Below are 13,688 nucleotides of genomic sequence, written 5' to 3' on the forward strand. Positions count from 1 at the left end.
AGCTAATAGGAAATGCAGGTGTTTCAGCGTTGGAAATAATTCCATTAAGTTTCCCTTTAAACGGTTTGTCCATGTTATCGCTGGACAAACCGCTTTCCATAGCAATCGGCCATTTTGACGGTGTCCATCGCGGTCATCAAAACGTCATTCGCCAGGCGGTTAATGAAGCAAAGGGCTCTGATATGCTATCGGCGGTTTTAACATTTGATCCGCATCCGAAGGAAGTACTCGGTCAAGGCGATCAATATTATCGTTGTCTAACGCCACTTGATGCAAAGACTGCTTTATTTGCCGAGCTTGGAGTGGACCTGGTTTTTATTATGAGATTCGATAAGGAATTCGCTTCTGTCTCGCCAGAGCGTTTCGTAGCTGAGGTGCTGCGTACACTGCGTGCCAAACATGTCGTAGTGGGTTTTGATTTTAATTTTGGACATAAAGGACTCGGCAATTCTGAAGCCCTGATAAAACTGGGGCAACCCGATATTTCTGTCGAGGTCATTGAGCCTTTATTCGAGAATGGGATTAAAGTTAGCAGTACTTATATACGCGAAGCATTGGAGCAAGGGGAGATCGAGCTGGCGGAACGCTTGCTCGGACGTCCTTATGAAGTAACCGGCAATGTCGTACATGGAGATAAAAGAGGTCGGACTATCGGTTTCCCGACTGCAAACCTCCAGATAACGGCACCTTATATAACGCCACGTTTAGGCGTTTATGCGGTTACTGCTTGGGTAGGCGGCAAAGCTTATTCCGGTGTTTTGAATTATGGACTGAAGCCAACCTTTAACAAGGACGGTCTGCAGCCCGTGATGGAAGCTCATTTGTTCGACTTTAACAGCGACATCTATGACGAGCAGCTGCGTTTGCAATTTATTTCATTTATTAGGTCAGAGAAAAAGTTTGAGTCGATCACCGAGCTGATTGAACAAATCAGTACCGATTCTAGACAAGCGAAGCAGATACTTGGGTATAACGATTAGGTTTCTCGCTTCAATTGAGACGATTATTATTGCGAACCGCTGTTATGCTTCTCGACAATTGTCCAACATATATGTTATACTATACAACGTTGTGAGTGGTCATACGCTTTGTATGAAATATTCATTAACTTAACCTTAGCTTGGATGTCCGTTCTCACCGACGGCTTCGTGGCTAATGGCGATTATCAAGAAGGAGGTGAATTAGGATGGCAATTACACAAGTACGTAAAAACGAACTGATTGAGACGCATAAGACACATGCAACTGATACCGGTTCTCCGGAAGTTCAAGTGGCTATCCTGACTGAAAACATCGTTAACTTGACTCAACATTTGCGGGAGCACAAGAAAGATCATCATTCCCGTCGTGGTTTGCTCAAGATGGTAGGTCAGCGCCGTAAGCTGCTTGCATACCTTAAAAACAATGATGTTAGACGTTACAGCGCATTGATCGAAAAACTCGGCCTACGCCGCTAAACTATGCGTAATGAAAAGCAACCTGGTTGTCCTGCCGTCCGGGAATAACGGATAAGCGGATTCGGGTTGCTTTTTGTAATAGGGAAACACCCATAAATAGCTGCGAATTGCAGTAAAATATTCTACATAGAAACGTATAGGAGGGATATAATGGTACAACGAATTGAGATGGAAGTAGGCGGAAGACCGCTATCCATCGAAACAGGCCGTCTTGCAAAGCAAGCAAATGCTGCAGTAACCGTGCAATATGGTGATACTGTCGTATTATGTACGGTGACAGCTTCTGCAGGTCCGAAGGATTTGGATTTCTTTCCGCTAACGGTTAACTATGAAGAGCGTTTGTATGCGGTTGGCAAAATTCCAGGCGGATTCATTAAACGCGAAGGCCGTCCAAGCGAGAAGGCTATTCTGTCGAGCCGACTAACAGATAGACCCATTCGTCCATTGTTCCCAGAAGGCTTCCGTAATGATGTACAAGTGATGAACATCGTTATGAGCGTTGATCAAGATTGCTCGCCTGAAATTGCAGCTATGATTGGTACTTCAGCGGCATTATCGATCTCCGATGTTCCGTTTGACGGTCCGATTGGCGGCGTAAACGTGGGCCGTATAAACGGTCAATTTATTATTAACCCGACCGTTGAACAAAGCCAAGAAACGGATATTTTCGTAGTCGTTGCCGGTACGAAAGATGCCATCATGATGGTAGAAGCCGAGGCGAACGAGGTTTCTGAATCCGTGATGCTAGAAGCGATCATGTTCGGACATGATGAAATCAAAAAAATCGTAGCTAAAATCGAAGAATTGCAGGCTGTTGCCGGCAAACCGAAGATGGAAGTTAAGCTGCGCAAAGTCAATGAGCAAGTGAATGCCGATGTACGTGCATATGCTTCTGCTGGTTTAGTCGATGCGATTAAAGTAGAAGAAAAGCATGCTCGCCAAGAGGCAATTGATGCGGTAAATAGCGAGGCTGTTGCCTACTTTGAAGAAAAATATATCGACACGCCTGAGCTTCTATCTGATGTCAAGGAAGTGCTTTATGATATCGTGAAGGAAGAAGTTCGTCGTCTGATTTCACACGACAAGATCCGTCCGGATGGTCGTTCGCTTGATGAGATTCGTCCAATCGATTGTGATGTTGCGATTCTTCCGCGTACGCACGGTACTGGCTTGTTTACTCGTGGACAAACTCAGGCGCTAAGTATTTGTACGCTTGGTGCAATGGGCGATGTTCAAATTTTGGATGGCATCTCGCCAGAGGAAACAAAACGCTTTATGCACCATTACAACTTCCCTCCATTTAGCGTAGGTGAAGCTCGCCCACTACGTCCACCAGGCCGTCGCGAAATCGGACATGGCGCACTAGGCGAGAGAGCATTATCAAAGGTTATCCCGTCCGAGGCGGAATTCCCTTACACGATTCGCCTCGTATCCGAGGTGCTTGAATCGAATGGCTCCTCTTCGCAAGCAAGTATTTGTGCAAGCACGCTAGCCATGATGGATGCAGGCGTACCGATCAAAGCTCCAGTAGCGGGTATTGCAATGGGACTTATCAAAGATGGTGACCATTTCGCAATCTTGTCGGATATTCAAGGGATGGAAGACCACCTTGGAGATATGGACTTTAAGGTTGCAGGTACAGCCGAAGGCGTAACGGCAATTCAAATGGACATTAAGATTGCCGGCATTAACCGTGCAATATTAGAGCAATCACTTGAGCAAGCCCGTCAAGGACGTATTTTCATTCTTGGCAAAATGCTTGAAAGCCTGCCGACAACACGGACTAGCTTATCCAAATATGCTCCAAAAATATTGACGCTTCGCATCAATCCGGACAAAATCCGTGATGTAATCGGCGCCGGCGGCAAGATTATAAACAAAATTATTGAAGAAACAGGCGTCAAAATCGATATCGAGCAGGATGGAATGGTATTTATCGCTTCTTCTAATGAAGAAATGAACCAAAAAGCCAAATCCATTATTGAAGGTATCGTGAAAGAGGTCGTCGTTGGTGAGATCTACCTAGGTACTGTTAAGCGCGTTGAGAAGTTCGGTGCTTTCGTAGAGATTCTACCGAATAAAGATGGACTGGTCCATATTTCCCAACTGTCAACTGAGCGTGTTGCCAAAACGGAAGATGTCGTTAACATCGGCGATCAAATTAAAGTAAAAGTAACGGAAATCGATCAACAAGGACGAATTAACTTGTCTGCAAAAGTGTTGATGACGACTGAAGCTGCTCCGCAATAGACATTTCTATTTAGCGGTCCATAAAAGTAAAATATGAAAAGAGACAGATTCGATCTGGCTCTTTTTTGCTTTTTGTTTCTTACATAATCGTTCACAGCAAAGGTCTGCTGCATAAACTCGTCCAATGATTCATACATATGAATTAACATGCTGGATTAAGGTCAAGCTTAAAAGGCATGCTAGGACTTTTATGGGAGTGGACGAAATGATGGTGAGGAAGGCAGCGATGATTGCAGCAAGCATGCTGCTCGTGCTTGCGCTGGTAAGCATGAATGAGGATGTTTCTAAGTATTTGGCTACAATTAAGTATAAAAACAACGTTACAGCAACAACAAACATAGATAACAAAACGAATGAGCGCGATCGTTTGCTGGCGATCATCGAGGCAGAAGCTGACAAGCTAAAGATTGCTCCAGTAAACGCACGAATCGACCGAGTATGGAAAGCTATTCCAGGTTACAATGGTTTGGAAGTGGATGTGGAAAAGACATTGGAAGGCGCTTTGCTTGCGCTGCCTGCCGAAACAATCCAATATGTCTTCAGAGAAGTCGAACCAGAAATTAAGCTGAATGATTTGGGACCGCATCCGATCTATCGAGGAAATCCCGATAAGAAGATGATCTCTCTCATGATTAATGTGGCGTGGGGCAATGAATTCATGGATTCCATTTTGAACACGCTGAAAAGAGAAAACGTAAAGGCAACTTTTTTTCTGGACGGAAGCTGGTTATACAAAAATGTGGAGCTCGCAACCCGCATTCAGTCTGAAGGGCATGAGATGTCCAATCATGCGTATACGCATCCAGATATGAAAGCACTGAACAGACAGTCGCAATATAACCAAATCGTAAAAACAGAAGCGCTTTTGAAAACAAAGCTACAGGTTAATAACAAATGGTTTGCTCCGCCTTCAGGTTCCTACAACCAAATGACCGTCCAGATCGCCGAGGAGATGGGATTAAAGACGGTGTTATGGACGCTCGATACAGTCGATTGGCAGAAGCCGCCGGCTGATTCGGTTATTAGAAAGATTGCCGCGAAGCTTGAGCCAGGAGCACTGATCTTAATGCACCCAACAGCAACGACGCGTGATGCGCTTCAAGGCATCATAACGGCTGCAAAAGCAAAAGGGTATGTGATCGGAACGGTAAGCGAAACGCTTTCTTCTAAACGGATTCCCGCTGCTGTTGAGGGTGACGGCTGATTCTGCTATAGTAAAAACATTCATGTTCAAGAAAGCATGTTAAACGATTCGAGTTTTGTATGGCGAATTTTTTATGGTATTGACTAAATTTCGATTTGCCGAACGAAACACAAGGAGGACTACTGATGAACAAATACATGCTGAGCAACGGATTGCGCGTTGTTGTTGAATACATACCGACTGTTAGATCGGTTTCATTTGGCATTTGGGTCAAAACAGGCTCAAGAAACGAGACGCCGGAAAACAACGGGATTTCGCATTTTATTGAACATATGCTCTTTAAAGGAACAGAAAAGCGCACGTCAAAGGACATTGCCGACTTGTTTGATGGCATTGGCGGCAACGTAAATGCGTTTACTTCCAAAGAATACACCTGTTATTTCGCCAAAGTGCTTGATGAGCATTTGCCGCTCGCGGTTGACGCTTTATCCGATATGTTCTTCAACTCGCAGCTCGATCCAGAGGAGCTGGCTAAGGAGAAGAACGTCATTCTTGAAGAAATATCGATGTACGAGGATACTCCTGACGATAAAGTACATGACGAAGCCTCACGTGCTGCATTCGGTGACCATCCGTTAGCGTACTCCATCTTGGGGTTAGAGGAACGGTTGACGGCGATGACTTCGGAGACGCTTCGCGGATATATGAATGACAACTACACGCTGGAGAATGTCGTGATCAGTGTTGCGGGCAACGTCGAAGAGCAGAGTCTGCTTACTCTTTTGGAAAAGCATTTCGGCAGCTTCACCAATAGCAAGCCAGCTTCAGCTATCGTGACGGCACCGTCCTTCCATGGCGATTATCTGTTCTATAAAAAGAAAACAGAACAAAATCATTTATGCATATCGTTTCCGGGCTGCTCAATTACGGACTCTCATTTGTATGCCATGATTCTGCTGAACAACGCTTTAGGAGGGGGCATGAGCTCCAGGTTATTCCAGGAAATTAGGGAAAAGCGCGGCCTTGCCTATTCCGTTTACTCTTATCATACTTCTTACGCGGATACCGGGTTATTCACGTTATATGCGGGTACTGCACCGAAACAAACCAAAGACGTGCTTGATTTGACGATGGAACAGCTTAATGAGCTATCTGTCAAAGGGTTAGGCGAGGATGAGCTGCACCGTGGCAAGGAGCAATTGAAAGGCAGCCTCATCTTGAGTTTGGAGAGCACAAGCAGCAGGATGAACCGTCTCGGCAAAAACGAGCTGATGTTAGGCCAGCATTACACGTTGGATGAATTGCTGAAGCGCATCGATTCCGTAGAGATGTCGCATGTGGTTGAAGTTACGAAACGAATGCTGTCCGTTCCTTTTTCCGTAGCGATGGTAGGTTCGAATGATAAGGCAACAGCGCAACTGGGGAGGAATCAATTTGTATCAGGTACAGTTTAAGCGTTTATCCGGAAACGAGGATATTGCTATTCCGCAAAAAATGTCCGAATGGGCGGCAGGCTTCGACCTGCAGGCAGCTGTTGAAGAATCCATCGAGCTGCAGCCAGGAGAGCGCAAGCTTATTCCTACAGGATTTGCGATGGCCATGCCTGGAGAGCTTGAAGCGCAAATCAGGCCGCGGAGCGGTTTGGCATATAAGCATGGCATAACCTGCTTGAATTCACCGGGCACGATTGATGCCGATTATCGCGGTGAAGTGAAGGTGCTGCTTGTTAATTTGGGGCAGGAAGCATTTACCATCACACGTGGCGAGCGTATCGCGCAAATGGTATTTCAGCTCGTGCCGGCGGTGTCCATTATCGAAGCAGAAGTACTTCCCGAAACGGTGCGTGGCGCAGGCGGCTTTGGTCATACAGGCGTCTAGAGGAAGCAATCGCATATAAGTTCCAGCTAGAAAGAAGATCGGGTTATTTGCCCGATCTTTTTTTATTTTTCACCCCGCTCTGGGCGCAAGCATAAGATGATCTTGAGCTATTAGCAAGAAAGGAGTGGAGCTTAATGCTAACAGGCGTCCGAGTGCTGTTGCTTGGCGGTGATGCAAGGCAGCTTGAGGTCATCCGCAAGTTGACAGAGCTTGATGCTTCAGTCACCGTATCAGGATTTGACGGCTTGCATTCATCGCTGGACGGAGCCGTACAGGCGGAGTTTGAGGAGCAGCTGTTTGAAGCTGTCGATGCACTGCTTTTGCCTGCGGTAGGTACCGATGACCAAGGTATCATTCACGCTGTATTCAGCGACCGGGAGATGCAGGTAACGGAGGGTCATTTTTCGAAGCTGCCTAAACACTGCACGGTTTACACCGGAATGGCAAAGCCGTTTCTGCGCCAGCTTTGCGAGAAGCATTCCTTGTCGTTAGTCGAGCTGTTTGACCGTGACGATGTTGCGATATACAATTCGATCCCGACGGCGGAAGGCGCATTAATGATGGCGATTCAGAATACGGATATTACGATTCACGGCTCCTCTTCCATGGTCCTTGGCTTCGGAAGAACGGGCTTCACGATGGCACGCACGTTGAAGGGTTTAGGGTCAAAAGTAAAGGTTGGGGTACGCCGTTCCGAGCACTTCGCAAGAGCGGCAGAAATGGGCTTTGAGCCTTTCTACATCAGCGGTTTATTGCAGCATGTAAGCAATATTGACTTGCTTTTTAATACAATTCCGACTATGATAGTCACAGCGCAAATTATCGCAAATTTACCCTCGCGGGCCGTCATTATTGACCTCGCATCGAAGCCAGGCGGCACTGATTTCCGCTTTGCAGAGAAGCGCGGGATTAAAGCGATGCTCGCGCCCGGACTTCCCGGTATCGTCGCACCCAAAACAGCTGGACGTATCATGGCGGATTGCTTATCACAGTTGATTTTGGACGATACGATTAAGCGGGGGAATGGGATATGAATTGGTCCGGAATTACGGTGGGCTACGCTTTGTCGGGCTCACATTGTACGTTTGCTGAGGTTATGCCAGAAATTAAACGGTTCGTCGATGCAGGCGCGAATGTGGTGCCGATCGTATCGAATACGATTATGACTACGGATACGCGGTTTGGCAAGTCCGAGGATTGGCAGACACAGCTTAAGGCGATTACTGGAAATGAACTTATTTCAACGATTGTGCAGGCTGAGCCGCTAGGGCCATCCAAGCTGCTAGATGTGCTCGTTATTGCGCCATGTACTGGAAACACAACAAGCAGACTGGCGAATGCGATAACGGATAGTGCCGTTCTTATGGCCGCCAAAGCGCAAATGCGCAATGGACGCCCGCTTGTTCTTGCGATTTCGACGAATGATGGGCTAGGTTTAAATGCTGCTAACATAGCGAAGCTATTAGTGGCTAAACATATTTATTTTGTACCGTTTGGCCAAGATAATCCTGTGCAGAAGCCGAATTCGCTTGTTGCTAGAATGGATTTGGTCTTGGAAGCATGCGAAGCTGCCCTACAAGGCAAACAGCTGCAGCCTCTGCTTGTCGAGCGGCATTAAGGACAGATGGACGAGGGGGAGACGACAACAAATGTCGAATCAGCGATTGTTTAATGTTGCAGTGGTTGGGGCAACAGGCGCAGTTGGAGAACAAATACTACATTTACTCGAGTCCAGAAACTTCCCTATCAAACAATTAAAGCTATTATCTTCTGCCCGTTCCGCAGGCAAAGTCATTACCTTCAAAGGCCAGGAACATACGGTCGAAGAAGCAACGCCCGATAGCTTCAAAGGCATTGAAATCGCATTGTTCAGCGCGGGCGGCGAGGTGACAAAAGCACTTGCGCCTCATGCGGTTAAGCATGGCGCAGTATGCATTGACAATACGAATGCGTTTCGTATGGACGAGAATACTCCTCTTGTCGTCCCTGAAGTTAATCTAGAGAAGATTAGCGAGCATAAGGGCATAATCGCTAATCCCAATTGTTCGACAATCCAAATGGTAGCTGCGCTTAAGCCGCTTCAAGATCGTTACGGAATAGCACGGATTATCGTATCTACGTATCAAGCTGTATCCGGTGCCGGGAGCCTCGCAATCGATGAGCTGCTTCGTCAGACTACTGCCTCACTGAACGGGGAAGATGTTAATCCGGCTATTTTACCCGTGGGTTCATTGCCGGTTAAGCATCAAATCGCTTTCAATGCGATTCCGCAGATTGATAAATTCCAAGACAATGGCTATACCCTAGAAGAGATGAAAATGGTCCGTGAAACAAAAAAGATTATGGGTGACGAGTCGATTCAGGTTACGGCGACTTGCGTTCGTATTCCTGTTGTATACGGGCATTCGGAATCTGTTTATGTGGAACTTAAAAACGATTACGACTTGGAAGAGGTTAAACAGCTGCTTGCGGACGCACCGGGCGTAACGCTTGTTGATGATCCAGCAAATCAGCAGTACCCTCTAGCGACCGAGGCTGCCGGCAAGCCGGATGTTTTTGTTGGTCGCTTGAGACGCGATCTTGGGTTTGAGCGCGGACTTAATATGTGGATCGTATCCGATAACCTGCTCAAAGGCGCAGCATGGAATGCCGTACAAATCGCAGAACATATTTCAAAAGGTTAATGTATTAAGCAGGTCATTGTTTGCTTTTTCCTGGGATCGATCATGGAGGATTATATTATGCGCATCCTGATCCAGAAATTCGGGGGCACCTCACTATCTACCAATGATGCCAGAGAACATGTGATCGAACATATTGCCAGAGAACGAAACGAAGGATGTGCTATTGTCGTTGTTGTCTCCGCAATGGGACGCAAGGGTGATCCTTACGCAACGGATACTTTATTGCAGATGATACGTGATAATGGCGACAGCTTGCCGGCTCGCGAGCGAGATATGCTGCTTGGCTGCGGAGAGATTATTTCCGCAGCTGCTTTATGCAGCTTACTCCATGCGAGCGGGATACCTTCCGTTGTCCTAACTGGCGGACAGGCGGGCATGTTGACTGACGAGCAGTACGGGCATGCGCGGATCAAAGAAATCCGGCCAGAGAAGGTTCTTGCCCATTTGCGGGAAGGAACCGTCGTTATTGTAACGGGCTTTCAAGGGAGCACGGTGCATGGCGATACGACAACGCTAGGACGAGGCGGCAGCGATACTTCGGCTACTGCTTTAGGAGCAGCGCTTCGAGCTGAAATGGTCGATATCTATACGGATGTGGATGGCATATTAACCGCGGATCCTCGAATCGTAGAGGAAGCAAAACCTTTGCCTGTCGTGAGCTATGCCGAAATCTGCAATATGGCTAGGCAAGGCGCGAAGGTCATTCATCCTCGGGCTGTGGAGATTGCCCAGCAAGCACGCATACCGCTGCGTGTAAGATCGACATTTTCCCAAGAAACTGGAACGCTTGTCACGGATTCAGCCGAACTGAAAGCAGAGCTTTCTGTCAAGGATAGGCATGTCACGGGAATTGCCCACGTTTCTGGAATAACGCAAATTTCTGTAAGAGCGATTGAAGGCCGAAATGACGTACAGCTCCAGGTTTTTCAATCGATGGCCAAACATCATATTAGCGTTGACTTTATTAATGTGACGCCTAGCGGTGCAATCTATACTGTTTTTGATCATGATGCAGTACGGGCAGTAAAGGTATTGGTAGAGGCTGGTTTTGCCCCTTCTGCCATTAATGGCTGTGCGAAAGTATCGGTAATAGGTGGAGGAATGAACGGGGAACCCGGCGTCATGGCACGTATCGTGGAAGCGCTGACGGAGCAAGGGATTTCCATTATGCAATCTGCTGATTCTAATACAACGATTTGGGTGCTCGTTCGTGAAGCGGATATGGCTGAGGCACTTCGTTCTCTCCACGCGAAGTTCGAGCTTCATCGATAGAGAGCAACACTTTTAGGAGGAATTCAGATGGAATTTGGAAGATTGATTACCGCAATGGTAACGCCATTCGATGCGGATGGTCATATTGATTGGCAAACAACTGGCCAATTGATCGATTATTTAATTGATGAGCAGCAAAGCGATAGCCTTGTCGTTTCAGGTACGACTGGCGAATCGCCGACGCTTTCAGATGAAGAGAAGCTGGAGCTGTTCCGATTTGCTGTCAAGCATGCGAACGGACGCTGCAAAATTATTGCAGGTACGGGCAGCAACAACACAGCCCATTCGATCCATTTGACCAAGGATGCTGAAGCAGCTGGCGTTGATGGAATTCTGCTTGTTGCGCCTTATTACAATCGTCCTAGCCAAGAAGGGCTTTTCCAGCATTTCAAAGCAATCGCGGAAGCAACGGCTCTGCCGATTATTTTGTATAACGTGGAAGGCCGTACAGGCGTAAATATCTCTGCCGATACAACGCTTCGTTTAGCGCAAATCGACAATATTATTGCTACAAAGGATTGTGCTAATACGGAACAGCTGTCGCAAATCATTAGCGGGGCACCTGAGGGCTTCAGGGTGTACAGCGGTGATGACAGTGCGACGCTGCCGTCTTTGGCTGTAGGCGGCTATGGTATTATCAGCGTAGCTAGTCATATCGTGGGCGTTCAGATGAAAGAGCTTATTCAAGCACATTTGGATGGCAATGTTCAGGAGGCTGCGCGTATTAACGGAACGCTTCTGCCGGTTTTCAAAGGTCTATTCTATTGTCCTCATCCTGTGCCCAACCCCGTTGCAGTAAAATATGCTTTAGGCTTAAAAGGGATTTCAGTTGGCGGAGTTAGATTGCCGCTTGTTACCGTTAATGAAGCTGAGTCCGCATTCCTACGCAACTTATTGGCATAATTAATCGATTTTATTTATCCCAGCCGGTGCGTCCAGCATCGGTTTTATTTTTTGGGGAAACCTAATTCAAAATAGCAATATCGTGTTTCACTTGTATTCCAGCTTTTTCTTCATGTATAATGATTTCAAGTGACTGGGTGCGGCAAATATTTGGAAATGAACTTAACGTCAGAGCGGCATCTGACGAAACACGTGCATAGGTAGCGAGAAGTTCGGCATCACAACACCTATGGATAAGTAATGTATAGCTTTGCTTTTCCATATAAAGACAATAATTACGAGGCCATTCTAGCTTCGCAAAAATAATCAGATGCTTTGAAGCGAAGTTGCTTCGACAAATTTAACAGATGATTACGAAGCGTTTACCGCTTCGCAAAATTTTAAGGAGGAAAGATACACTTGTCTAAGAAGAACAACCAGGATAAACTGCTCATTTTTGCACTAGGCGGAGTAGGCGAAATCGGAAAAAATATGTACGTTATCCAGTATAACAATGACATCGTTGTCGTTGACTCGGGCTTGAAGTTTCCAGAAGAGGACATGCTCGGGATTGATATTGTAATACCAGATATCTCCTACCTTACCGAAAATCGCGACAAAGTTCGCGGAATTATCATTACGCATGGTCATGAGGATCACATCGGCGGATTGCCATACGTGCTGAAAAGCCTAAATGTTCCGTTATATGCTACAAAACTTACAATGGGCCTAATTGAAGGTAAATTGAAGGAAGCTAGCTTGCTTGGAGAAACGAAGCGTATTCTTATCAACGCAGACAGCGAAATTCAATTAGGAACCATCCGTGCATCATTCTTCAGAACAAACCACAGTATCCCAGATTCCGTTGGCGTTAGCTTAGACACCCCGGAAGGTACCGTTGTCCATACAGGTGACTTTAAGTTTGACCATACTCCGGTTAATGAACAGTTTGCAGACTTGCAACGCATTGCCGAAATCGGAAAACGTGGCGTATTGGCACTTTTATCCGATAGTACGAACGCTGAGCGCCCTGGCTACACACCGTCGGAAGCTCAGGTTGGAGACAACCTTGAAGATATTTTCCGCAAATCATCACAGCGCGTTGTTGTTGCGACATTCGCGTCGAACGTTCACCGTATTCAACAAATCATTAACGCTGCCATCGCGACAAAACGCAAAATCGCTGTTGTCGGACGCAGCATGGTTAATGTTGTTGGCATTGCATCCGATCTTGGTTACTTGAATATTCCAGAAGGCATGATTATCGAGCCGGAGGAAGTCAATAAGCTTGCAGCTGATCGCGTAGTTATTTTATGTACAGGCAGTCAAGGCGAGCCGATGTCGGCGCTTACGCGCATGGCACGCTCCACACACCGCAAGGTGGATATTCTTCCTGGCGATACCGTTATCATTGCAGCAACGCCTATTCCAGGTAACGAACGATATGTTGGTCGTACAGTCGATGAATTATTCCGTCTTGGCGCGAATGTCATCTATGGCAACGGTTCGGTATCCGGCGTTCACGTATCCGGTCACGGCAGCCAAGAAGAACTGAAACTAATGCTTAACCTCATCAAACCGAAATATTTTATTCCGATTCATGGTGAGTACCGTATGCTTCGTCAACATGCGAAGCTCGGAGAAGCAATCGGCATTGAACGTGAAAACATTTTCGTTATTGATAACGGAGATACTGTCGAATTCCAGAACGGAAACGGTCGCAAAGGGTCGAAAGTACAAGCAGGTAACGTTCTGATTGACGGTTTGGGCGTTGGCGACGTCGGTAATATCGTATTGCGTGACCGCAAGCTGCTTTCGCAGGACGGTATTCTAGTCGTTGTTGTTACGCTCAGCAAGCAGGACGGAGCGATCTTGTCTGGTCCGGATATTATCTCGCGTGGTTTCGTCTACGTACGGGAGTCCGAAGGTCTTCTTGATGAGGCGAACCGCATTGTTACATCGACTTTAACACGATTGATGAATGATAAAGTCAATGAATGGGCATCGCTTAAGACGAATGTGAAGGATGCGCTTGGACGCTTTTTGTACGAGCAAACCCGTCGCCGCCCAATGATCCTGCCTATTATTATGGAAGTATAATACAAAAGTTTCTGATGAAGAG

General features: G+C 46.7%; 12 protein-coding genes. All 12 read left to right on the forward strand.

The genetic code is table 11. The annotated features are described in order from the left end of the window. Positions 1–29 precede the first annotated feature (29 nt). The 12 genes from AC0YN3_RS02890 (at position 30) to AC0YN3_RS02945 (ending at position 13,666) form a co-directional block, all read left to right on the forward strand. The gene (locus AC0YN3_RS02890) at positions 30–980 is read left to right on the forward strand and encodes a bifunctional riboflavin kinase/FAD synthetase (RefSeq protein ID WP_475773603.1); all 951 of its coding nucleotides are present in this window, start codon (positions 30–32) and stop codon (positions 978–980) included. 206 nt (positions 981–1,186) lie between these two features. After that, on the forward strand, positions 1,187–1,456 hold the full coding sequence (gene rpsO, locus AC0YN3_RS02895) for a 30S ribosomal protein S15 (RefSeq protein ID WP_053375765.1): 270 nt from the start codon (positions 1,187–1,189) through the stop codon (positions 1,454–1,456). A gap of 150 nt (positions 1,457–1,606) precedes the next feature. Next, positions 1,607–3,706 (forward strand): polyribonucleotide nucleotidyltransferase, encoded by a 2,100-nt coding sequence (pnp, locus tag AC0YN3_RS02900; RefSeq protein WP_475773604.1) that lies wholly within the window; start codon positions 1,607–1,609, stop codon positions 3,704–3,706. A gap of 205 nt (positions 3,707–3,911) precedes the next feature. Further along, a complete protein-coding gene (locus AC0YN3_RS02905; RefSeq protein ID WP_475773605.1) occupies positions 3,912–4,910 on the forward strand; it encodes a polysaccharide deacetylase family protein in 999 nt (332 codons plus the stop codon). 125 nt (positions 4,911–5,035) lie between these two features. Next, on the forward strand, positions 5,036–6,304 hold the full coding sequence (locus AC0YN3_RS02910; RefSeq protein ID WP_475773606.1) for a M16 family metallopeptidase: 1,269 nt from the start codon (positions 5,036–5,038) through the stop codon (positions 6,302–6,304). Next, on the forward strand, positions 6,249–6,728 hold the full coding sequence (dut, locus tag AC0YN3_RS02915) for a dUTP diphosphatase (RefSeq protein ID WP_475773607.1): 480 nt from the start codon (positions 6,249–6,251) through the stop codon (positions 6,726–6,728). The genes AC0YN3_RS02910 and dut overlap by 56 nt, the downstream gene beginning before the upstream one ends. Before the next feature lie 134 nt (positions 6,729–6,862). Next, positions 6,863–7,762, forward strand: coding sequence for a dipicolinate synthase subunit DpsA (gene dpsA, locus AC0YN3_RS02920; protein WP_475773608.1), 900 nt, complete (start codon positions 6,863–6,865; stop codon positions 7,760–7,762). Further along, entirely contained in the window at positions 7,759–8,346 is a 588-nt protein-coding gene (locus AC0YN3_RS02925) for a dipicolinate synthase subunit B (protein WP_475773609.1), read from the forward strand. Before dpsA ends, AC0YN3_RS02925 begins: the two co-directional genes overlap by 4 nt. A gap of 31 nt (positions 8,347–8,377) precedes the next feature. Further along, complete coding sequence (locus AC0YN3_RS02930) at positions 8,378–9,412, forward strand: aspartate-semialdehyde dehydrogenase (RefSeq protein WP_475773610.1); 1,035 nt, start codon at positions 8,378–8,380, stop codon at positions 9,410–9,412. 57 nt (positions 9,413–9,469) lie between these two features. Then, on the forward strand, positions 9,470–10,684 hold the full coding sequence (dapG, locus tag AC0YN3_RS02935) for an aspartate kinase (protein ID WP_475773611.1): 1,215 nt from the start codon (positions 9,470–9,472) through the stop codon (positions 10,682–10,684). Between the two features lie 27 nt (positions 10,685–10,711). After that, positions 10,712–11,587, forward strand: coding sequence for a 4-hydroxy-tetrahydrodipicolinate synthase (gene dapA / locus AC0YN3_RS02940; protein WP_475773612.1), 876 nt, complete (start codon positions 10,712–10,714; stop codon positions 11,585–11,587). A 399-nt stretch (positions 11,588–11,986) separates the two neighbouring features. Continuing rightward, positions 11,987–13,666, forward strand: coding sequence for a ribonuclease J (locus tag AC0YN3_RS02945; RefSeq protein WP_138751535.1), 1,680 nt, complete (start codon positions 11,987–11,989; stop codon positions 13,664–13,666). The last annotated feature ends 22 nt before the right edge of the window (positions 13,667–13,688 follow it).

The organism is Paenibacillus sp. J22R232 (genome assembly GCF_056269165.1).

What these genes read in the sequence shown, in the direction of transcription:
- AC0YN3_RS02905 (WP_475773605.1), top strand. Translation starts at nt 3,912, where the DNA reads ATGATGGTGAGGAAGGCAGCGATGATTGCAGCAAGCATGCTGCTCGTG.
- AC0YN3_RS02930 (WP_475773610.1), top strand. Translation starts at nt 8,378, where the DNA reads ATGTCGAATCAGCGATTGTTTAATGTTGCAGTGGTTGGGGCAACAGGC.
- dapG (WP_475773611.1), top strand. Translation starts at nt 9,470, where the DNA reads ATGCGCATCCTGATCCAGAAATTCGGGGGCACCTCACTATCTACCAAT.
- AC0YN3_RS02925 (WP_475773609.1), top strand. Translation starts at nt 7,759, where the DNA reads ATGAATTGGTCCGGAATTACGGTGGGCTACGCTTTGTCGGGCTCACAT.
- AC0YN3_RS02910 (WP_475773606.1), top strand. Translation starts at nt 5,036, where the DNA reads ATGAACAAATACATGCTGAGCAACGGATTGCGCGTTGTTGTTGAATAC.
- dut (WP_475773607.1), top strand. Translation starts at nt 6,249, where the DNA reads ATGATAAGGCAACAGCGCAACTGGGGAGGAATCAATTTGTATCAGGTA.
- rpsO (WP_053375765.1), top strand. Translation starts at nt 1,187, where the DNA reads ATGGCAATTACACAAGTACGTAAAAACGAACTGATTGAGACGCATAAG.
- dapA (WP_475773612.1), top strand. Translation starts at nt 10,712, where the DNA reads ATGGAATTTGGAAGATTGATTACCGCAATGGTAACGCCATTCGATGCG.
- dpsA (WP_475773608.1), top strand. Translation starts at nt 6,863, where the DNA reads ATGCTAACAGGCGTCCGAGTGCTGTTGCTTGGCGGTGATGCAAGGCAG.
- pnp (WP_475773604.1), top strand. Translation starts at nt 1,607, where the DNA reads ATGGTACAACGAATTGAGATGGAAGTAGGCGGAAGACCGCTATCCATC.